At 67.5% G+C, this 19,343-nt stretch carries 21 protein-coding genes and 3 pseudogenes; 15 read left to right on the top strand and 9 right to left on the bottom strand.

Translation table 11 applies throughout. The annotated features are described in order from the left end of the window. Window positions 1–154 precede the first annotated feature (154 nt). From K1T34_RS55030 to K1T34_RS49145, 4 genes and pseudogenes are all read left to right on the top strand, one after another. Window positions 155–535: an aldehyde dehydrogenase family protein gene (locus K1T34_RS55030; protein WP_360586778.1), complete on the top strand. Its 381-nt coding sequence runs from the start codon at window positions 155–157 to the stop codon at window positions 533–535. Further along, window positions 508–962, top strand: a pseudogene (locus K1T34_RS55025) (aldehyde dehydrogenase family protein). Before K1T34_RS55030 ends, K1T34_RS55025 begins: the two are co-directional and overlap by 28 nt. A gap of 86 nt (window positions 963–1,048) precedes the next feature. Continuing rightward, on the top strand, window positions 1,049–1,222 hold the full coding sequence (locus K1T34_RS49150) for a hypothetical protein (protein WP_220241629.1): 174 nt from the start codon (window positions 1,049–1,051) through the stop codon (window positions 1,220–1,222). A 54-nt stretch (window positions 1,223–1,276) separates the two neighbouring features. Further along, window positions 1,277–1,567, top strand: a pseudogene (locus K1T34_RS49145) (acyl-CoA dehydrogenase family protein); the annotation flags it as partial. A gap of 98 nt (window positions 1,568–1,665) precedes the next feature. Here the strand turns inward: K1T34_RS49145 and K1T34_RS49140 are convergent. Continuing rightward, window positions 1,666–2,037, bottom strand: a complete 372-nt coding sequence (locus K1T34_RS49140; protein ID WP_255638132.1) for a helix-turn-helix transcriptional regulator — start codon at window positions 2,035–2,037, stop codon at window positions 1,666–1,668. Window positions 2,038–2,169: 132 nt separating this feature from the next. Here K1T34_RS49140 and K1T34_RS49135 point away from each other — a divergent pair, with 132 nt between their 5' ends. The 3 genes from K1T34_RS49135 to K1T34_RS54315 are packed head-to-tail and all read left to right on the top strand — an operon-like array spanning window position 2,170 to window position 4,128. Continuing rightward, complete coding sequence (locus tag K1T34_RS49135) at window positions 2,170–3,345, top strand: MFS transporter (RefSeq protein WP_255638131.1); 1,176 nt, start codon at window positions 2,170–2,172, stop codon at window positions 3,343–3,345. A 29-nt stretch (window positions 3,346–3,374) separates the two neighbouring features. After that, window positions 3,375–3,881 carry an NAD(P)H-dependent oxidoreductase gene (locus K1T34_RS49130; RefSeq protein WP_220241627.1) on the top strand — a complete coding sequence of 169 codons (507 nt, stop codon included), beginning with the start codon at window positions 3,375–3,377 and terminating at the stop codon, window positions 3,879–3,881. A gap of 40 nt (window positions 3,882–3,921) precedes the next feature. After that, window positions 3,922–4,128 (top strand): muconolactone Delta-isomerase family protein, encoded by a 207-nt coding sequence (locus K1T34_RS54315; protein WP_255638130.1) that lies wholly within the window; start codon window positions 3,922–3,924, stop codon window positions 4,126–4,128. Between the two features lie 257 nt (window positions 4,129–4,385). On the opposite strand, the gene K1T34_RS49120 is transcribed toward K1T34_RS54315, so the two are convergent. Continuing rightward, window positions 4,386–4,550, bottom strand: coding sequence for a hypothetical protein (locus K1T34_RS49120; RefSeq protein WP_220241626.1), 165 nt, complete (start codon window positions 4,548–4,550; stop codon window positions 4,386–4,388). Window positions 4,551–4,714: 164 nt separating this feature from the next. Beyond that, on the bottom strand, window positions 4,715–5,068 hold the full coding sequence (locus K1T34_RS49115; RefSeq protein ID WP_220241625.1) for an alpha/beta fold hydrolase: 354 nt from the start codon (window positions 5,066–5,068) through the stop codon (window positions 4,715–4,717). A 677-nt stretch (window positions 5,069–5,745) separates the two neighbouring features. Between K1T34_RS49115 and K1T34_RS49110 the strand changes: the two genes are divergently transcribed. Further along, window positions 5,746–6,150, top strand: coding sequence for a nitrile hydratase accessory protein (locus K1T34_RS49110; protein ID WP_255638129.1), 405 nt, complete (start codon window positions 5,746–5,748; stop codon window positions 6,148–6,150). A gap of 65 nt (window positions 6,151–6,215) precedes the next feature. Here the strand turns inward: K1T34_RS49110 and K1T34_RS49105 are convergent, their stop codons facing one another. The 3 genes from K1T34_RS49105 to K1T34_RS49095 all read right to left on the bottom strand — a co-directional run bounded on the left by K1T34_RS49105 (window position 6,216) and on the right by K1T34_RS49095 (window position 8,207). Then, window positions 6,216–6,911 carry a DsbA family protein gene (locus K1T34_RS49105; protein ID WP_220241623.1) on the bottom strand — a complete coding sequence of 232 codons (696 nt, stop codon included), beginning with the start codon at window positions 6,909–6,911 and terminating at the stop codon, window positions 6,216–6,218. A 38-nt stretch (window positions 6,912–6,949) separates the two neighbouring features. After that, window positions 6,950–7,558, bottom strand: a complete 609-nt coding sequence (locus K1T34_RS49100) for an isochorismatase family protein (RefSeq protein ID WP_220241622.1) — start codon at window positions 7,556–7,558, stop codon at window positions 6,950–6,952. Window positions 7,559–7,883: 325 nt separating this feature from the next. Continuing rightward, window positions 7,884–8,207 (bottom strand): NAD(P)H-dependent oxidoreductase, encoded by a 324-nt coding sequence (locus K1T34_RS49095; RefSeq protein WP_220241621.1) that lies wholly within the window; start codon window positions 8,205–8,207, stop codon window positions 7,884–7,886. 451 nt (window positions 8,208–8,658) lie between these two features. Here K1T34_RS49095 and K1T34_RS49090 point away from each other — a divergent pair, with 451 nt between their 5' ends. From K1T34_RS49090 to nhaA, 5 genes are all read left to right on the top strand, one after another. Then, window positions 8,659–11,262 carry an AAA family ATPase gene (locus tag K1T34_RS49090; protein WP_220241620.1) on the top strand — a complete coding sequence of 868 codons (2,604 nt, stop codon included), beginning with the start codon at window positions 8,659–8,661 and terminating at the stop codon, window positions 11,260–11,262. Window positions 11,263–11,273: 11 nt separating this feature from the next. Further along, window positions 11,274–11,648, top strand: coding sequence for a hypothetical protein (locus K1T34_RS49085; RefSeq protein ID WP_220247890.1), 375 nt, complete (start codon window positions 11,274–11,276; stop codon window positions 11,646–11,648). Beyond that, complete coding sequence (locus K1T34_RS49080; RefSeq protein WP_255638128.1) at window positions 11,606–12,109, top strand: hypothetical protein; 504 nt, start codon at window positions 11,606–11,608, stop codon at window positions 12,107–12,109. The genes K1T34_RS49085 and K1T34_RS49080 overlap by 43 nt, the downstream gene beginning before the upstream one ends. 838 nt (window positions 12,110–12,947) lie before the next feature. Continuing rightward, a complete protein-coding gene (locus K1T34_RS49075) occupies window positions 12,948–13,439 on the top strand; it encodes a hypothetical protein (protein ID WP_220241619.1) in 492 nt (163 codons plus the stop codon). A gap of 196 nt (window positions 13,440–13,635) precedes the next feature. Beyond that, window positions 13,636–14,976, top strand: coding sequence for a Na+/H+ antiporter NhaA (gene nhaA, locus K1T34_RS49070; protein ID WP_220241618.1), 1,341 nt, complete (start codon window positions 13,636–13,638; stop codon window positions 14,974–14,976). Window positions 14,977–15,266: 290 nt separating this feature from the next. On the opposite strand, the pseudogene K1T34_RS49065 reads toward nhaA, so the two are convergent. The 3 genes and pseudogenes from K1T34_RS49065 to K1T34_RS49055 form a co-directional block, all read right to left on the bottom strand. Further along, window positions 15,267–15,607, bottom strand: a pseudogene (locus K1T34_RS49065) (DUF190 domain-containing protein). A gap of 46 nt (window positions 15,608–15,653) precedes the next feature. Next, window positions 15,654–16,028 carry a DUF190 domain-containing protein gene (locus K1T34_RS49060; protein ID WP_220241617.1) on the bottom strand — a complete coding sequence of 125 codons (375 nt, stop codon included), beginning with the start codon at window positions 16,026–16,028 and terminating at the stop codon, window positions 15,654–15,656. A 284-nt stretch (window positions 16,029–16,312) separates the two neighbouring features. Beyond that, entirely contained in the window at window positions 16,313–16,882 is a 570-nt protein-coding gene (locus tag K1T34_RS49055; protein WP_220241616.1) for a TetR/AcrR family transcriptional regulator, read from the bottom strand. A gap of 195 nt (window positions 16,883–17,077) precedes the next feature. Here K1T34_RS49055 and K1T34_RS49050 point away from each other — a divergent pair, with 195 nt between their 5' ends. Together K1T34_RS49050 and K1T34_RS49045 are read left to right on the top strand one after the other, a co-directional pair. Beyond that, window positions 17,078–18,778, top strand: coding sequence for a chloride channel protein (locus tag K1T34_RS49050; RefSeq protein WP_370643572.1), 1,701 nt, complete (start codon window positions 17,078–17,080; stop codon window positions 18,776–18,778). Between the two features lie 5 nt (window positions 18,779–18,783). Continuing rightward, a complete protein-coding gene (locus tag K1T34_RS49045; RefSeq protein WP_255638862.1) occupies window positions 18,784–19,332 on the top strand; it encodes a DUF5134 domain-containing protein in 549 nt (182 codons plus the stop codon). The last annotated feature ends 11 nt before the right edge of the window (window positions 19,333–19,343 follow it).

Genomic DNA, 19,343 nt, shown 5'->3' with positions numbered 1-19,343 from the left:
CGACAAGCAGCCGTGGTGGGAGATCGCTGCTGGGGACGAGAACGACGTGCACGCGGCTGTCTCCGCCGCCGAGGCCTTCCGCTCGGGGCGCCGGGGGGCCATCACAGCGCGCCAACATCCTGTGGAAGCTGGGTGACCTCATCGCCGAGCACGCGTGAGGGCCGGCCTATCTCGAGTCGCGCGACGCGAGCAAGGTGATCCGCGACGTCCTCGCCCAGCAGAACGTGCTGTCGAACTAGTACCACTGCTACGCGTCCTTGGCCTGCCGACTCGACGGCCGCCAGATCCCGCATATCAAGGCCTTCCTGCTCGCGGTGACACTCAGGGAGCCGTACGGAGTGATCCGGGTGAGGTGATCCCGGCCTTCAACTCGCCGATGCTCCTTGGCTCGATGAGCCTGGCGCCCGCGACCGCAGCAGGGAACACGGTCGTCGTCAAGTCACCGGAGGTGAACCCCCAAGCCCCTGTGCCTGCTGGCCAAGCTCGCCACGCAGGCAGGGGTTCCCGATGGTGTCCTCAACGTCGTCCACGGTGAGGGGCGGCGGCGACGCGCTCGTGGGAGACCCGCGCGTGAGGAAGGTGTTCTTCACCAGAGGTGTGGACTCGGCGCGACTGGTCGCGGCCCGCGCCGCCCAGGGTCTCAAGCAGAGCGTCTTCGAGCTCGGTGGCAAGGCCGCCGGCATCTTCTTTCGCGACGACACCGTCGACCAGGCGGTCGACGGTGTCGTGACGGGGATCTTCGCCGCCTGCCAACCAGCATCGCCGACGAACTGGTCAGCCGTGTAGCCGCGCGAGCCAAGACGATCAGGTTCGGCGATCCTCGTGACCCGCAGACCGAAATAGGCCCGATGTCGCAGGCCGATGCGAACGGCTCGCGGAGCAGAACCCGGCGACTACGGCCTTTCGGCGAGCGCGCCTGCGACCTGCCCATCATCGCCCCGGTGTCGCCGGTACAGCGCTGATCGAGCTGTTCCCGGCCCGGATCCGCGTCTCCGGGCCGGCGTTCCCCTTCGCGCTGGCTCTAGCCCTCGTCGGCGGCACGGTCTCGATGATCGGCACCGCCCTCACCGACGCGGGTGTCGGGGGCCTGTTCGGCAGGTACATGGCGGCTACCGCCCTGATCACGCTCGTGGCGACCCCGGTCCTGCGGCCAAGCCGGGACGCCGACGAGCGCGGTGCGCAGGCTGTCGGGAACGAGGGCGAGCTGATGCCCCGTGGCTGATCCCGCTGACCACGCCGCCGGCCCTCGCCCCTTCGCCGACGACGACCGGCTGACCTGCGCGAGCTGGCCCGCGACTTCGCCCGGCAAAAGGTACTGCCCGTCGCGAACGCCTTCGATCCGGCGCCGGGTGAGATCCCGATGAAGCTGCGGAACCAGACGGCCGAGCTCGGTTTCTTCGGGATCCTGGTCCCCGAGGGACACGGTGGCCTCGGCCTGAGCCTGTCCGAGTACGCGATCACCGTCGAGGAGCTCGCCCGGGCCTGGATGAGCGTGGCCAGCCTGATAGCCCGGGGCCAGCCGTTCACCGCCGGTTCGACGCCGAGCAGCGCGCGGTACCTGCCCCGGATCGCGGCGGGGGGAGTACCTGAGCGCGGTTGGCCTGAGTCGCAAGGCGCCCAAGGCCGCGGGGCGCCCACTCACTTGGAGCGGCGCCCCGTCGCCGTTCATGTAGCAGCCGGCCTCCACGCCAGAACCAGGTCGATGAGTCCGGGAAACCGCATATTCAAATCTTCGAGTCGTACGCGGCTCCGCCGTTCCAGGCCGTACTGCCGCTGGGTGATGACGCCGGCCTCGCGAAGGGCCTTGAAGTGGTGGGTGAGCGTCGATTTGGGTCGGTCGAACTCGAACCAGCCGCAAGTGTGGTCAAACTCCTCCGATCTGGTCAGCAGTCGCTGCACGATCGTCAGCCGGAGCGGCTCAGACAGCACTGCGAAGACGCGGTCGAGCTGCATCCCCTCGATGCTCGGCTCTGGAAGACGAGGCGGCAGTCCTGCCTCGTCGGACGGGTTGGCGTAAGTCGATGCGAGCTCGGTCACGGGTCCAACATCCTTGTTTGACTTTTCTCGTACTGCTACCTACTGTTCGAATTTATGCGAACTAGTACGAGTATAGTCGAACAGGTGAGGGCTGGCCAACCCGACGATGGCTCGCCACAGCAGCACCCTGTTGTGTCCGGTGGCCTGGGCAGGTCGATCGGCGCCGCAGGCACCGTCACCGCGGTCTTTCTGCTGTCCAACTCCGCCACGCCGCTCTACGCCCACTGGCAGGCCGAATGGGGCGTGGGCTCGGGCATGCTGACCGTCATCTTCGCCACCTACATGGTCGGGCTCATCGCCGCTCTCGTCGTGGCCGGGCGGTTGGCCGATCGGTTCGGCCGCAAAGCCGTGCTGGTCCCCGGGCTTGCCTCGGCAGCGCTGGCCTCGCTGTTGTTTTTGAGCGCCCAGAGTGTGATCTGGCTGCTGGTCGCTCGGCTCCTGGCGGGTGTCGCGGTCGGGGCCGCCGTTACTGCAGGCATGGCAGCAACCGTCGACCTTGCCCCCGGCCACCACAAGCGCACCGGCTCGCTCGTCGCCTCTGTCGCAATGGTCTTCGGCGCGGGACTGGGACCGCTACTGGCCGGTGGTGTGGCCTCGGCGGGATCCCGCTCACCCCAATACCTGGTCTTCGGCATCGTGCTCGGCATCGAACTCCTCGCGCTGATTGTCGCTATCCTGCTGCCTCTCAAGCGCCCGGCCCAGCCGGGCGCCAGTCGGCTGCTGGCTTGGCCAGCGGCTCCGCGGGAGAACCGTCGCGAGCTGCGGTGGGGCATCGGCGCCTTCGCGCCTGGCATCACTGCGACTTCCTTCGTCCTGTCCCTGGGGCCGACCGTGCTCCGCTCCGTCGGAGTGTCAGGGACCTTCGTCGCCGGTGCCGTCGCCTGCGCCATGTTCCTGGTGGCCACCGGGGTGCAGTTCGCCGTCGCACGACTGACCACGCGCGTCCACCTGGCACTCAGCTCGGTCGCGGCGATCGCCGCGATGGTGGCCATCGTTCTCTCCGTCACCGCCGTGCCGACTGTTGCGCTCGTGGTCATCGCCGCTCTCTTCGCCGGCGCTGCACAAGGTTTGGGCCAGCTGGCCGGCCTCTCCCTGATCGCGACCCACGTCCCGGCAGACAAGCGCGCCGAGTCGAACGCGGTGCTCAACATCGGCGGCTACATCCCCGCCGGCATCCTCTCGGTCCTAGTCGGCTACGCATCCGACGCGTTTGGGCTCTCCATCGCCGTCGCACTGTTTGGCGCGGTTCTGATCGCCGCGGCCCTCACCGCCCTCGCTACCACCGGGCGCAGCGTGGGACTCCATTGAGCCGAAGCCGTCAGCGAAGGAGAGTGAACATGACGCGCCCCCTCGCCGTCGTCGCTCACCCGGATCTCGCCCACTCGCGCGTGAATCGTGCGTGGACCGATGTTCTCTCCGCAAGCGGCGCCGTCGACGTCCACGTTCTCAGCGACGACCTCACCGACGGCCGGATCAACGTGCCCAGGGAACAGGCACAGCTGGCTGCGCACGACCGGATCATCCTGCAGTGCCCGATCCACTGGTACAGCGCCCCGGGAATCCTGCGCGATTGGCTCGACGAGGTTCTGGAGCGTGGCTGGGCCTATGGCCCCGGCGGCCATGCCCTCGAAGGCATGAAGTACGTCGGCGGCCACTTCCTGAACGGAGTCGGTCACGGCACAGAAGAACAACTCGCCCTCGCCGCCAAGGCTTACCTGTTGTGGCGACAGCCTAATCCCGAGCACCAAATAGAGATCCCGGATCAAGCCGCCCTCAGAAACCAGACGCTCGTACGATGGAAGCGTTCCTGGTCGAGATGCGAACCCATCTCCCGGACGACCTGACCCCGACACCCGAAACCACCTGGAGCAGGGTGAAGCCGCGATGATCACCCGCTATGCGCCCGAGGGCCTGGTCAAGCGGCTGTGGCGTACCAGCGACGGCGACGCTCCCCGCATAGTGGGGTTCCGGTGCGCCGACGGTGAGGCTGAACTGCGGTACCTGCTGGGAAATCTTCCGTTGCGTCTGTGGATGCACGTCCCCGTCAGGCCGCTCACGCCTCATCGATTCGATCCGGCGACAGCGATCTGACAGCGCGTGGACGGAGAACTCGCGACGGTTGAAACGCGAGCCCACCAGTCTTCCCGGGTTGAGGTGCTCCTCGTGGTCTGTTGCCGGCCCGACGCGCCGGTGCGGACCCGCAGGCGCCGTCCGAGATGCCGGGCGTCGCCAGCCATCTGAGCGTCAGTGCTTGGTGTGCTCAGCACGAAGGCAAGGACGCGCATGGGGGACAAGCCAGCCAACTCAACCGGACTGCGTCAGCAAAGCTGATCCCGAGCGTACGGCGTTCAACGGAAGTCGTGGGACGCCGCTGCGAGGCTTTTCAGGTCGAGTGGGGTGATCTGGTCGGCGACGAGGGACACGGCGCCCTGCCCGGCTTGGGCGATGCTGCGCACAAGCAGCGCCGGGCTGGACAGCCACACCTGCCGGCGCCACACCGCTGACCGGGCCAAGCGATAACAGGCCGGTGCGTCGGGTGTGGCGTCCAACGATCGGGTTCGAGACTTCAGCCCGGCGGTCGATGGCGTCCGCGTCGTCGAGGTCAGCGAGAACTTCCGCGGCACCTGCCGCTGCGCGGACTAGGCTGGCGGCCGCCGAACGAGCCACGTGCGCGGCATCACCGAAGACGGGCAGTGCTGATCACTCCGAGAATCCGCTGCCGGTCGGGGGGCCGGAGATAGAGGTAGTGCCCGGCTTCGGGCAGGAGGTCGACCTCGGCATGGGGGAGGAGTGTGCGGAGGTTCGCTGCGGCGGCGGCCGGATCGTGGACGACGCTGCGGCCGCCGAACAGCGCCACTACGGGCACCTGGATCGCGCGCAGGTCTTCCTCCCGCGGGCAGGTCTGGAACGGGACCCGGGCGCGGTAGGCGCGGATCCCGGCAACGATGACCTGTGCGGCGGGCTGGTCGAAGATGTCCTGCCCCGCCGACCAGATCAGGAAGCGCCGCCAGGAGCTGTCCCGGTTCAGCACCGCCGAGGTGAGGCCACGCCAGTGGACTGTCGTCGAGAACTTGGCACGACCGGCGTCCGCTGATCCTCACTGAGAACGTCAGGGAAAGAGTCGGATGGTGTGTGGTGCGGCGCAGCAGGAGACGCCGCCGGAGCGCCCGGTGTTGCGGGTTGGGGGAGCGGCGTGCAGGACGTTCAGGTCGGTCAGCTCTCCCCGGAGCGGCCCGGTCTTGGCCTCCATCGTGGAACGGCTGGGGTAGAGAGCCGTTCGCGCAATGCCTTTGACCTGCGGCCGTGGGCATCCGTCGTCAGCTGCTACTGGCATTTTGGACTGGAGTTCACTGCGGTCCGGCTAGCCATCGAACTGCGCCAGAGGGGCTGATCGCCACTAAGCCTCCGTTTTCGTCATATTTGGCGTCGGCGACGTCGGGTATCGTCCGCAGCAGTTCGCCGGTGAAGCTCGGTTCCTCCGCTACGCCCTCGAGCAAGGCCAGCCAGCTTCGGCCGCCGCCGTTGGTCCGGATCCGGGCTTCGAAGGGACAGGTGCTACGCCAGCGGCTTCGACCGTCGAGCCCGGAGACGACAATGCGGGTTTGCCGTGATGCGCCACTGACTGAGTACTTGGCAACCACGACGCCGTCGGCACCGAAGCCGCAGTCCCCGCCGGAGTCGAGACCCGTGATCGGAAGGCTCCGGCCCGTGGTGGTGTCGAATAAGACAGGCCGCTGTTCGGCCGTCACGAACTTTCTGCCGCTGGACATCGACGGACCGGCCGCGCCGCCGCGCAGCAATGGTGAGCTGCTGTTCACCGAACCTTGGGAGAGCCGGGCGTTCGGGGTTGCCATCGCGCTGCATGACGCGGCGGTGTTCCCGTGGTCGGCCTTCCAGGCCGCGCTGATCGCGCGCATCGCCGCGTGGGAGGCCGCGCCGTCCGGCGAGTGGAGCTACTACCGGCACTGGCTCGCCGCGCTCGAGGACGTGCTGGTCGACAACGGCACGGTGGACGCGGGTGCTGTGGAGGCCTTGTCGGAACTGCTGGCCGAACGTCCTGCCGGTCACCCGCACCCGCACCCGCACCCGCACCCGCACCCGCACCCGCACTGAGCCGATGGCCGGCGCCTTTGTGGCCCCGGCCATCTCATCGTTCAGCTTCGCCTGGCGATGCGCCCTCAGACGGCGCATGCGCCGTCGACACCGCAGTGATCACCGTCCCCGAGGAAGGTGAGCGATGGCCGGGTCTCCGCCCAGGCCCGCTCCATGGCGCGCAGGAGCGTGGACGCGTCGACTCCGCCGGAAATCCCGTACTTCCCGTCGATCACCGTGAACGGCGTACCGCGGGCGCCGAGTTGCTCGCCACGCGCCTGCTCGGCCTCCACCTGGCGACGGTAGCGGCGGGAACTCAGGACCGCCCTGGCTTCCTCACGGTCCAGATCGATCTCGCCGGCGAAGTCCACCAGCTGCTCAAGCGTCCACAGTTGGCGTCCTGCCCCGAAGTGGTCGCGAAACATCCTGGTCCACGCTTCGTGGTGCTTGCCCTTTTCCGTCGCGTACGCGAGAAGTTCGTGGGTGAGATCTGTCGGGCCGAGCGTGCGGTCGATAGCCCGGTAGGGGGTGAACCCCTCGGCTTCCGCCGCGGTTTCGATGGGCCGGAGGATCGCCTCCATCTGGGGGACGGTCATGCCGGCGTTGAGACTGAGCTGAGTCTGCGTCACGCCTTCCGGCGGCAGGCCGGGGTGCACCTGGAAGGACCGGTGCACCACCTCGACCTGGTCGCCGTGTTCGAAGCCGGCGACGGTCCGGTGCAGGCGGTTCTGGGTGAGCCCGCAGATCGGGCAGATGATGTCCGACCACATCTCGATCCGCATCAGCTTCTCCTTTCGTGATCAATCGGCGAGGTGCTTTTTTATTTCTTGAGGCCGAATTCACCCAAGGTGGAGGTGAACGTCTCGGCGAGGATCTGACGCAATGCGCTACCGGTGCTGGTGGACCAGTCGAGCGCGAGTTCGCCGATCACGGTGTTGGTGGCGGTCAGGATCACGCCCTCGTTCGCCATCCTGACGCGAGCGGCGTCCTCGGAGAACTGGAAAGGGGATCCGGCTGCGTCGAGCACCGCGTGCACTTCGTAGCCGGCTTTCCGCGCGTTCAGGGCGGTGTAGAGGAGGCATCCGTCGTTGGTGGTGCCCGCCATGATCAGGGTACGCCGACCGGTCGCCTCCACCGCCCGAACGAACCTCGCATCGTTCCACGAGTCGACGATCCCGGTCCGCTTGATGCGGTTCTTGTACGCCTCGGGGTTGATTTCCTCGAGGCCGGGCATCCACCAGTCCTCGTTCTCGTCCTCGGTGCTGCTGGTCCACACGCTGGGGATGCCGAGGACCGACGCCGTTTTCGCCAGGGCAATGGTGTTGTGCCTGGCGACCTCCGGCGACTGAGTCTTGATCGTCGTCATGGAGATGATCTGCTGGTCGATCAGGACCAGAGCTGCGTCGTGCGCCTTGAGGGGCTTGTACATGACAGAATTCCGTTCTTTGATTTACAGGTGGGTCAGGCTACGTGTTGGCCGGTGGCCATTTCGGTGGCGTATTTCGGGCGAGGGCGTGCAGTGGGCGGAGCGCGTCCACAGTGGGGGCGTAGGTCAGTTCCGGTGTGATCACGTGCACGTCGAGTGCCATGAGGGATGGGGTCGCCGAGGATGGTTTTCAGGGCGGGGACGAGGAAATCCTTGCCGTGCTGAGGGGCTCCGGGCCTGTAGCCCCCGCCGCGGGCGGAGATGATGGCGGCGCGCCGGCCGGCTGAGGGTGCCGCATCCGGTCCGATCCCGATGGTCCGGTCGACGATCATGGTCTGGTCCAGCCAGGCCTTGAAGCCGACGGAATCGAGTAGTTGTACATCGGGACGGCGAAGAGATATGCGCTCGCACCGAGGAATTCTTCTACGAGTTCGTCCTGCAGCGCGGCCGCGGCAGCCTGCTCGGCGGTGTGTTCGCCCGGCGGTGTGGTGCGAGCGGTGATTCCCGCCTGACCGAGGTGCTCGACCGGGGTGAGCGCGAGGTCCCGGCGTATGACGTCGCCGGTCCAGGATTGTTCGAACGTGTCCGCGACCAGGCGGGAGAAGGACGATTCGGTCGACGGGGACGCGTCGATGCGCAGGAGGTAGGACATGTGCTCGCTCTCAATGGCTTCTGTTTTCCCGGTCTTCGTCCATTGTGCAGCAGATTCCGGACGCGTACAAAAGGCACATGAATGTGCGTGAAGGCGAGAGGCTTGACACCCAACGGGTGCGAAGAATGTGCGGCCAGTGTTGAACGGTGTCCGCTCATTGTGAAATCGGTACCGCGCCCGCGGTGGCGTGACCCGGGATCGGCACCTCGTTGACGGACGAGCCGGAAGGCCTGGCTGCTCGTGGAGTGATCAGCCGCGATCAGCAGCCGCGCGTACACGGCCCGCTACGCTGGCGATTCGGCGAAGATGCGTGATCGGCCCATCTCACGGAGGCAAACCCGCAGTGAACCGACAGCCGACCTGGACACCACGCGAGGTGAAACTGCTGCGTACCGTCCTGAACCGCAACCAGCGTGATTTCGCCAAGCGGCTCGGATACTCATAAAGTTCGGTGGTCACGTGGGAAAAGCCCGACCGTGACTCCGCTCTCCAGACCGACACGATCGATGTGCTCAACACCGAGCTGGGCAGACTCTCGCCGGAGCAACGGGACCTGTTCGACCGCGAACGCAACGTCACGGCCGGCCGCCTCGGCGCAGGGTCGGCCACGCGCACGGCAGTCCTCCTCGACGCTGCTGGCGACGGACTGGCGCCGGCAGTGCCGTACGCGCCGCCAGAGCCGATCGAGGACGCGGTCCGAGGCTTCGTGACCTCGTCAGCCCGGGTGTTCCTGGTTACCGGGGCTGCGGGGACGGGCAAGACGACCTTCATCGAGTACTTGGCTCGGCAATTCGGGCCCTCCATCGACTGCCAGCTGCTCACCCTGGCCAGCTGGGAGCTCGCCACCGTCGACGTCGCCGCAGAGATCCTGCGGTACACGTCGATCCCCCGCGGTGACGACGCCCTGCTCAGCCTCGAATCCCACAGCGCCCAGCTCACCCGGCCGTTCCTGGTAGTCATCGACGGCACCGCCACCCATGAGGCCTTTGCAGCGATCGGACGCCAGGTCGACGCAATTCTGCGTCAGGTCACGACCAGTGCACTGCGCTTCGTGCTGACCGTCCGCAGCCCCCCGGCGATCGAGACCACCGCCCACCCGTTGCTGCACGCGTCCTTGTTCAAGGAGAACCACGGCGGCGAACACGCCGGCTACCACACGATCCAGCCATGGACCACCGCTCAAGCCCGGGCCCGTTGGGATCGCGCGGCCGATGTTCCATTCAGTGGACTCCCCGCCGGAGTGCAGCACCTCATACGCACACCGCTGTACATGACCCTCGCTCTCGATGCTCCGCCCGACGCAACACGCGGAGACCTCAGTACCTACGCCCTCATCGACCATTGCGTTCGCCGCGTCCTCGGCAACGACACAGACGCTGTCGAACAGCGCATCGCCCTGCTCACCCATTTGGCTCAACATCAGAGCGAGGACGAGGTTCCGCCAACCCTCGCCGGCCTCACCAGCGCCGCCGTGACCACCGCGCCGGAACTGCCCCTGCGCATGCCCGCCACGGTGATCAGGCGAACTCACTCTGGGAAGCGCGAGTTCACCCACGACGTCTTGTGCGAATTCTTCCTCAGCACCAGTCTTGCTGATCGCCTGCACGAACAAGGCCGATCCGTGAACACGGTCAGGGCACTTAACGAACTGGCCGACCGCGCGGCCACATCCGGGACGGCGCGCAGTATCTACGACCTCGTCCTGCAGCGCCTCGACGCCGTCGCGCCAGAGATCCTCGATTTCGTGGCGACCGCCCCTACGGCGTCGCTCGTCTCGACAGTCCCGTTGATGATGACGGGAGCAGAGCGCACTCGCTTCGCGACTTCCGAAGTGCTGCGAGCGTGCGCCGACCGGGCGGCGACCAGTCAGGATCCCGCATTGAGTCGGGCCCTGTTGAGAAACCCGAACACCCACAACGCGCTCGCGCGCACCAGCTACCGGTGGCTCTTGACACTCCTCCGCAGGTTTGGCACAGAAATCTGGCCCGACATCGGGACTTTCGTCGAAACAACCTTCAACAGTGTCGACGCCTACACGCTTCTCGACAGCACCAACCTCGCCGACAGCGGCGAAGCAACCTTCTTCGCACGCCACTTCTACCTGTTTTTCGGCGACGCCGGCGACACGACGCTCGAGACATTTCTTAGCCACCCGGACTGGCGAGTGCGCGCGGCACTCGCCGAAGCCCTCTCCGACGAGACCGTCGCCGTTGACGAGACCGGCCTCACGGTCATGTCGCGGTTGATCGCCGACGCCGACTACAAGGTCCGTGCCACGGTCGCTCCCGTCGTCACCCGAGCTCCCGGAGACGCCGCGATCCACTTCCTGACGATCCTGCTTGAAGACAACAACTGGCATGTGCGCGACCGCGCGCTGCGGGGTCTCGATCGCCTTGGCATACCTCCCCGGCGCAAAGAACTGATCGACTGCGCGTTGTCCATCATGGATACATCGGCCACCTGGCGAAATGCGCCCGGAAACGTAGAGCCGACACAGGACCGACTCCGAATCCTGTACAGCGGCGAACCGCCACACGAAATCGCCGAACTCCGACGACGGCGAGGTGACCACCGTGCCCTGCGCACCATCCTCCGAGAAGTCCGCACCGGTCATCTCAACCCGCCGTTCCATTCAGATCGCGCTCGACATGCACAACATCGAAGACGCAGTCACCGTCGCTCGTGCTGCGGCCAACGCGGGGGCAGACCTGATCGAAGTTGGCGATCCTCTGATCAAGGAAGTCGGCGTCGGAGCGATTTCGCCTGCGGCGGAAGCGTTCGCGGGCAAGGCGAGGTTCATCGTCGGGCGACGTTTCACAGATGTAGGCGGCTTCGCGGGCAACGAGCCACCGGCCGTTGCGTTTTCCCTGCTCGACGAGCCTGCTCCTCGCCGCTCATGCAGGGGCAGACATCGTTCAGCTCATTGGTCCTGCGACCACCGCCAGCGTTCGAGCAGCAGTTGATGCCGGGCGTCGGCTTGCGGTCCCGATCCTGCTCGACACTCCTGTCAACGCCACGCATCGATGGATCACGGATATGGAACGTGCCGGCGTAGACGGCTTCACGGTGACCACCAACATCGACATCGGTATCGGCAGCGCAACCCCGCTCGACGTTGCCCGCGCGGTCCGCAGCTGGACGGAACTCCCCGTCGCCGTCAGCGGCGGGTTCAGTGCCATCGACTCAGGCGTGTTCGCCAGCCGGGACTGGGACATCGTCATCATCGGCCGCAGCGTCGCCGACGCCGTCGACCCGCCACGGCCGCGCGGCACCTCGTCGAACTGGGCGGCCGGAAGAGTGATCGCGATCACTCGCCGGGTCGGCAGCGGCCTCCGGCACGGCGCGGGAACGCCCGGCCGAAGAAGGGGCGGACGAAAACACCGGCGGGTACTCGCTTCGTGGCGCTGCCGTCGGGGATCGCGGTGTTGTACGAGGAGCTGATGGACAGCCATCGGCATCCCTTTGTGTTGTCCACGGCGGAGGGGCACCCCTGGCGGCGGTCTAATTTCCGGATCCGGTTCTGGCGTCCGGCGTGGGACGGAGTGGATCTCGACGAGTCCGGGGCGGGGGAGCGGCGACCGCCGATTCTGCCCACGTTCACCTTCCACGAGGGCCGGCACGCCCACGCCACGTGGCTGACCGAGGACGGGATCCCGGAGGTGGCCCGTCGGGCGCGGCTGGGGCAGAAGATGAAGGGGATAGCGCGGGTATACGACCATGTGACCCCGGCGATGGTGAACGAGATCCTGGACGCGTTGGAGGAGCGCTGGCTGCGGTCGCTGGCTTCGCTGTATCCGGGGGAACGGGCGAAACTGGTGTCGTGGTTCCCGCACCTGCGGTCTCGACGGACGATCGGGCCCGGGCCTGGGGCCATCGCCGGATCATCGCCATCCGACGACTGAAGCCCCGCCCCTCCGGGGAGGGACAGGGCTTCTGACCTGCGGTTTCAGCTGGTGCGCGATACTGGGATTGAACCAGTGACCTCTTCCGTGTCAGGGAAGTGTGGCACCTGGTTCGACCTGGTGAAACGCGTCTCTCCGCAGGTCGTAGGCTCGGATTGCTCCCCGTAGGGGCGGGTTCGGCACGGTCGTCTCGCGTTGGCGTCGCCGAGGAATCGCCACGTCGGCCGTCCCCGTTGCGGCAATCTGGTCGTGTGCGGTGCGACATTCGTTGGATGTACCGGGCGGTCATTCGTCGTGCTCGAAGGCGTGATGAATCGAACCGACCTCGATACCGGGACAAGTACGAGTGCACCTCCTACGATTGGCGCTGGTGACGCCGCTGGTGTTCGGTCAGCACGTTCTCGACGGCCTGGACGGCCTGGACGGGGGCGTTTCGAAGCCCGACGGCTTGCACCTGGTGGGGTGATTCGTCACCGACCGGGGCTCGCGTGCGATTCGTCTCGTCCTCGTCGAGAAACACTCGGTGGTCCTGCCAGCAGCGCCGGCCGACCTTCGTCGAGACCTCGAAGATGGCGAATTTGCAGGCCCAGGCCGTGAACTGCGCATCGCCCCGGAACTCACCGAGGATGTGAGTGATCTACATGAGGGCGCCGGTCGTGGCCTGGCTGGCCCCGGCGAGCGACCACCTGTTCTCAGAGGTAGCGATCATCGCACGGCTCGCGCGTGCCCCGTTCGGTGGCGACCACGGCGTGCTGTGGAGCACGTTCGAAACCGGCTACGACTCGACCCGTGACAGCATCTCGCGGGTGGTGCCCGGCTGCGAGGACTGCACACTCGCGTGCAGCAGCCCGACGATCTCGTGCCCCTCAGCCCGCCGCTCGACTGCAGAGAGTTCACTGTAACCCTCACCGGCAAGCCGGTGTTCGCGCTGAACGAGCTGGCGTTCCCCGCCGCAACGCTGCTGCAGTTGGTCACCGACTGGCGTCCCGACCTCTTCTTCAGCCCCTCGTCGGGGTGCTCCTGGCGTTGGTACCTGGCCCCGCCCGGCCTTGGCGTCGCCGGTGTCAACGGCGGGCTGGGCTCACCGCCGGAGGCGGAAGCGCCTGGCGGTGCTGGATGCGGGAATAGTGCGGTCGGCTGGCAGTCCGTGGGAGCGTCGGTCCGTGTCGAGGTTGGGGGCAAGGAGCCAGGGCTGCTTGCGGTCGCTCGGCAGGGCTCTGGCGGCCGATCCGCCGAAGTGTTCCTGGAGCAAGCCCGCCGTCAGGACGCAGCTCATCTCGTGGCCAACCAGCGGCGCCCGTCGGGCGACGCTCGTCGCCGCCCACCCTGAGCCGTGGGCGAATGGCAGGGCGCCAGCTGTGCAGAGGTTGCGCGCGAGCGAGGAGTCCAGTGGGCGCTGGGCCAGAACAACGCGCCGTCCGGCTGGTTCGGTTGTACATAAACCGTAAAAGCCGCCTAAGCTCGCTTGTGGTGTGCCGGGAAGTCTGGTCGGCGATGTGACGTGCACCCGACCGACTGGAGCGGCGATGACCTCGACCCCATCACGGTACCGGGCGGTTTTCATCCGCGGATCCTGGCCGGAAGCGCGACGTATCGCTGACATTCTCCGTAAAGAGACCATCGGGGGCGCGCTGCTGCTCGCGGCCGCGGTGGTGGCTCTGGTGTGGGCGAACTCCCCCTGGGCGCCGGCTTACGAGGCAATGCGCTCGTTCACCATCGGTCCGGCCGCCCTGCACCTGGACCTGTCGTTGGGCGCCTGGGCGGCTGATGGGCTGCTCGCGATCTTCTTCTTCGTCGCCGGCCTCGAGCTCAAACGGGAGTTCGTCGCGGGCGACCTGCGCGATCCCCGCCGCGCTGCTGTTCCCGTAGCCGCCGCTGTCGGCGGTGTCGCCCTCCCCGCCCTGATCTATTTGCTCGTCAACTGGAGCGGAGCCCTCCAGGGCTGGGCGATCCCCACCGCCACCGACATCGCGTTCGCTCTCGCGGTGCTGGCGGTGGTCGGCCGGTGCCTCCCCGCGGCGATGCGCACTTTCCTGCTCACCCTGGCCGTCGTCGACGACCTCATCGCGATCGTCATCATCGCCGGCTTCTACACCGACCACCTCCAACTCTGGCCGTTGCTGGGTGCGCTGGCACCGCTGGCCGCCTTCACCGTCCTGGTGCAACGCCGGGTCCGGTCCTGGTGGCTGCTGCTGCCGTTGGCGGTTGCGACATGGGCTCTGGTGCACGCCTCCGGGGTCCACGCCACCGTCGCCGGCGTCCTGCTCGGCTTCGCCGTCCCCGTGGTCCGCAGCCAGGCCGCCGGTGGCCCCGATGCCGGCCCCGGTCTGGCCGAGCACTTCGAGCACCGGTTCCGGCCACTGTCGGCCGGGGTCGCGGTGCCGGTGTTCGCCCTGATGGCCGCCGGGGTCCCGCTCGGCGGCTGGACCGGGCTCACCAATGCCCTGTCCGACCCCGTCGCGCTCGGCATCGTCGCCGGGCTGCTCCTCGGCAAGACCTTCGGGATCCTGGGCGCGACCTGGCTCACCGCCCGAATCACCCGCGCCCGCATGTCCGAAGGTCTGCACTGGATCGACTGCGCCGGGCTCGCGCTGCTCGGCGGTGTCGGATTCACCGTGTCCCTGCTCATCGGCGAACTCGCCTTCGGAACCGGCACTCCTGCCGACGACCACGCGCGGATCGCCATCCTCACCGGCTCCCTCATCGCGGCGCTGCTCGCCACGATCGTGCTCCGTGCCCGCAACCGCGTGTACCGCCGCATCCACGACGCTGAAACCCGAGACCAGGATCGCGACGGCATCCCCGACGTCTACACCGAACTCGCGACACCGACCGATCCCGCGACAGGAGTTGACAAGTCCCGTTGACGAAATCTCGCGCGTGCGCTTGGGAGACATGCCGCTGCAGCCTCCCACCGCTCGCCGGGTCCCGCTGAGTCGGAGCCGCGCGTCGACGGTAGTCCGTTCGGCCAAGCTCCCGCGTCATTGCTGGTCGCGGCGCGCGTGGACTGGCGCGTGGCTGACAATGCCGCCCCGAGGCCGGGTCGTCGATTGAGCGCAACAGGACAATGACCGGTGTCTTATTTCCGACTTGTGAAGTCTTGTCGTCACTATCGAGTGCGTCGGAACCGAGAGCCCCCGCAGCCGAGCGCGATGGGTCATGCTCGGGGTGCCCCTTCGCAGCGGACGACTTCGACCTCGTCGAGGAGCACTGTGCCATCGGCGATGAGCTCGTCGAGCTCGGGCAGGAACGCGCGGACTTGTCTTCGGTGTCGACGATGATCACGACGATGGGAAGGTCCTCGGTCAGGCTCAAGATCTCGTCGGTGTGGATTCGTGATGTCGTGCCGAAACCTTCGCAGCCGTGCAGCACCGTCGCGCCGGCAAGGCCGGCTTCGCGGGCACGTTTCACGATTTCGTGGTGCAGTGGTTGGTGATTCCAGGTGTCGTCCTCGCCGAGGAAGATCAAGGTGCGCAACGCCTTTTCGGTGAGCTGCATGGGTCGCGCCTCCTGCCCGGGAGTCCTCGTGTCGGGTACCGTCTGCCTACTCGGTGTGCTGCCACCAGTGGGTGTGTGGGCGCTCGGGTGCGGTGTAGCGGATGCCCTCGACCTCGTCGAGGGTGACCAACCCGCTCATGTCGAGGTCGTCCAGTTGTGGCAGGAAGGCCCTGATCCGCTCTTCGCTGTCGGCGATCGTGATCAGCATGGGGAGGTCGTTGCCGAGCCGGAACGCGTGTTGGGTGTGAATCCGGGAGGTGGCGCCGTAGCCCTCGATGCCGCGGATGACGGTCGCGCCGGCGAGGCCGGCATTGTGGGCGCGGTCGACGATCTCCGTGGAGAGCGGTTTGTGGTGCCAGAGGTCGCCGTCGCCGACAAAGATCGACAGCCGCAAAACCCGCTCGGAGCTCTTCGTGGTCATCTGCGTCCTCCTGGCACGAGTGGTCGTCACACGTCTGCACCAGGAAGCCATCAGCCTCATGCGAGGCGGTTCGGCCCAGCGGGCCCGGGGGGATCCATCGCCAGGTCCAGCACATCCCCGGTGGCCCGATCGCGTCAAGCACGAGAAAAAATGCGATTCACGTCGACCTGGTCCCGCTTGCGCAAATGGCCACGCCCACGAGTCACACCAGCGCGAGTCACGGTGCAATTCGCACCCTGCCTTGATTTCTGACGTGGTGCGGCTTCACTGCGGAGCCGGCGGGCTCAGCGGCTGAACAGTGAGGTCACCAGGCTTTCCGCGATCGACTTCAGTTCGGTCGGGGAGTAGTTCGCGCGTTCCATCACTGCGAGGCCGCGGGTTGTGGTGACGATCAGGCGGGCGGCTGCGCGCAGGTCGACGGAAGGGGACGCGCCGTCGTCGGCAGCAGACAGTTTGATGAAGATGATGGTCTCCAGGTTGTTCAGCATGGTGCGGACTGCGGATTCCGCCCGGGGCACCTCATTCGCCGCTTCGATCGCCGTGCGGGTGGAGAGGCAGCCGTGAGAGGGACGGCCCTCGGTGAAGGTTTGGATGCAGTACTCGAAGAAGGACAGCACCGCGGCGTGCTTCGTGGGCCGGTCCAGGGCTGCTTCTGCGCCGGCGAGGAAGCGGGAGGTGTACGCGCCGAAGGCGAGCAGGAAAATCTCCTCTTTGCCGCCGTAGGCGTGGTAGAGGGAGCCGCGCTGGACGCCGGTGGCGGTGGCGAGCTCGGGCATCGTTGTGGCGCGGAAGCCGCGTTCGGTGAAGAGGTCCAGGGCGCGGTCGAGGGTCACGCGCTCGTCGAACTGGCGCACGCCAACCATGGGGCTCCTCCCGGTGGCCACCACGCGGCTTGATCCGCGCGGCGACGTCGTCGACGCAGGCGGACCGTAGTGTGGGCCGCCAGCTGTTACTCACGGCAAGTGTTGCATACTGCAACTGTGTCTGGAGGTAATGGTGTGACAGGTCGGCGACTGGTGGTTCCTCCGCGGCAGCTGTTGGGTCGGTGGTTGCGGGAGAGCACGACCGGCTTGATCGGCCTGGCGCTGGTCATTGGTGCCGGCGCGGGGTTGGGTGCGGTCGTGTTCCGGTGGTTGATCACCACGTTCACGCACGTGTTCTCCGGGCATGGCGATTATTCGGCCGCGGGACGTGAGGCGCACCCGTGGTTTCCCCAGCTCGGACCGTGGTTCCTGCTGCTCGCGCCGGTGGTCGCGGGGCTGGTGTACGGGCCGTTGGTGTATTGGTTCGCACCGGAAGCCCGGGGCCACGGGGTGCCGGAGGTGATGTACGCGGTCGCGGAGCGGGGCGGGCGGATCCCGGTGCAGGTGAGCGCGGTGAAGGCCCTCGCGTCCGCGCTGACGATCGGGTCGGGCGGTTCGGTGGGACGAGAGGGGCCGATCGTGCAGATCGGGTCGGCCCTGGGCTCGACGCTGGGGCGCGTGGCGAAGCTTCCGGAGTCGCGGTTGCGGGTGCTGGTGGCGTGTGGTGCCGCGGGCGGGATCGCGGCGACGTTCAACGCGCCGCTGGCCGGGCCCTTTTTCGCGATGGAGCTGATCCTGCGCGATTTCGCCGCGGAGTCCTTCGGTGCGGTGGTGCTGGCCAGCGTCACGGCGAGCGTGGTGGGCCGCGCGGTGTTCGGCAACGTGCCGTTCCTCGACCTGCCGCCGTTCACCCTGCGCAATCCGGTCGAGTATCTGCTGTTCATCGTGCTCGGGCTGATCGTCGGGGCGTGTGGTGTGCTGTTCACCCGCGTGCTCTACCTGATCGAGGATCTGTGCGACTGGCTGTGGCGCGGTCCGGAGTGGCTGCGGCCCGCGGTGGGCGGGGTGTTCCTCGGGGGCCTGCTGCTGCTGTTGCCCCAGATGTACGGGGTCGGCTATCCGGTGCTGCAGAACGCGGTCGAGGGCAAGTACGTGATCGGGTTCCTGCTGCTGTTGCTGGTGGGCAAGATCGTGGCGACTAGCTTGACGATCGGCATCGGCGGCTCGGGCGGGGTATTCGCGCCGTCGTTGTTCATCGGGGCGATGGCGGGCACTGCGTTCGGCATCGTCGCCCACGCCTGGCTGCCGGATCTTACCGCCTCACCGGGGGTCTACGGCCTCATCGGGATGGGCGCGGCCTTCGCCGGAGCGGCCCGGGCACCGATCACAGCGGTGATCGTGCTGTTCGAGCTGACGGGGCAGTACACGATCATCCTGCCGATGCTCACGGCCATCGTGATCGCGACCGCGACCAGCCGGGCGTTGAGCCGCGACACGATCTACACGCTCAAACTGCGCCGCCGAGGTGTCGACCTCGACCGGCACCCGGACGCTCGCCGGCTGGCCGAGACCCGGGTGGCGGCGGTTGCCGAACCGTTGCCGGATCCGCTGGACGGGGGGCTGGCGCTGGAGCGCGCAGCGCACGCCCTCGCCGTGTCCGGTCACGGGATCCTGCCGGTGGTCGGATCGGATGGCCGGTACCAAGGATGCGTCACCGCGCGGGCGGTCGCCGAAGCGCTCGCCGACGATCACGAAGGCACCGTCGGGGACCTCGCCGAGCTGCCCCCGCTGGTGACCTGTGAGACCAGCCTCGCCGACGCCCTGACCGCGCTGACCAACGCTCCCGGCACGGGCCTGCCCGTGCTGGAAGGAGAACACCGGCTGAGCGGGTGGATCACCCACCAGGCGGTCCTCACCGCCCTGGACCCCGCGACGGCGGCCACGTGACGTCGATGCTGCCGCAGTGGGCCCGCCTGGCTTGGGTGGCCGTCCTCGCCGGCGCTGCTGTCGTGCACCTCGCTCACGTCGTCGCGATGGACGGCCGGCAGCGCTGGTGGCACGCCGGGCACACGGTGATGGCCGCGGCCATGGCGGCGATGTACGCGCTGCCGAGAATGGCCCATCCGAGCCTCTACGAGGCCGGCGCAGTGCTGTTCTCGGCCGGCGGGGCCGTGCTCGCCGTGACAACTGTCAGTCTGTGGTGGCGTGACCGCCGCGTACACCACCGCTGGGTGCTGTCGACGGCGGATTTCCTGGTGATGGCCGCGATGTGCGCCGAGTCGCCGGCGCGGCTGGGCCTCCTGGCGCAGCTCTGCGCGGCCTACCTCACCATCGAGGGTTTGGCGTGGGTTTTCGATGTGTGGGGGCGGATCCACCAGGGCCGTACCGGAACCGAACCCGCGCGGAACCCGGCGGTTGTCACCCGCACCGACCTCGGGGCCCGGGCAATGCTCGCCACGATGGCCGGCGGGATGGCGTTCATGCTGGTGGCTGCGCGGTGATCACGCGGCGC

The sequence above is a fragment of the Amycolatopsis sp. DSM 110486 genome (genome assembly GCF_019468465.1).
Taxonomy (GTDB): Bacteria; Actinomycetota; Actinomycetes; order Mycobacteriales; family Pseudonocardiaceae; genus Amycolatopsis.
Note: the sequence above shows the minus strand (reverse complement) of the source record. Positions and strands in the feature narration are given on the sequence as shown.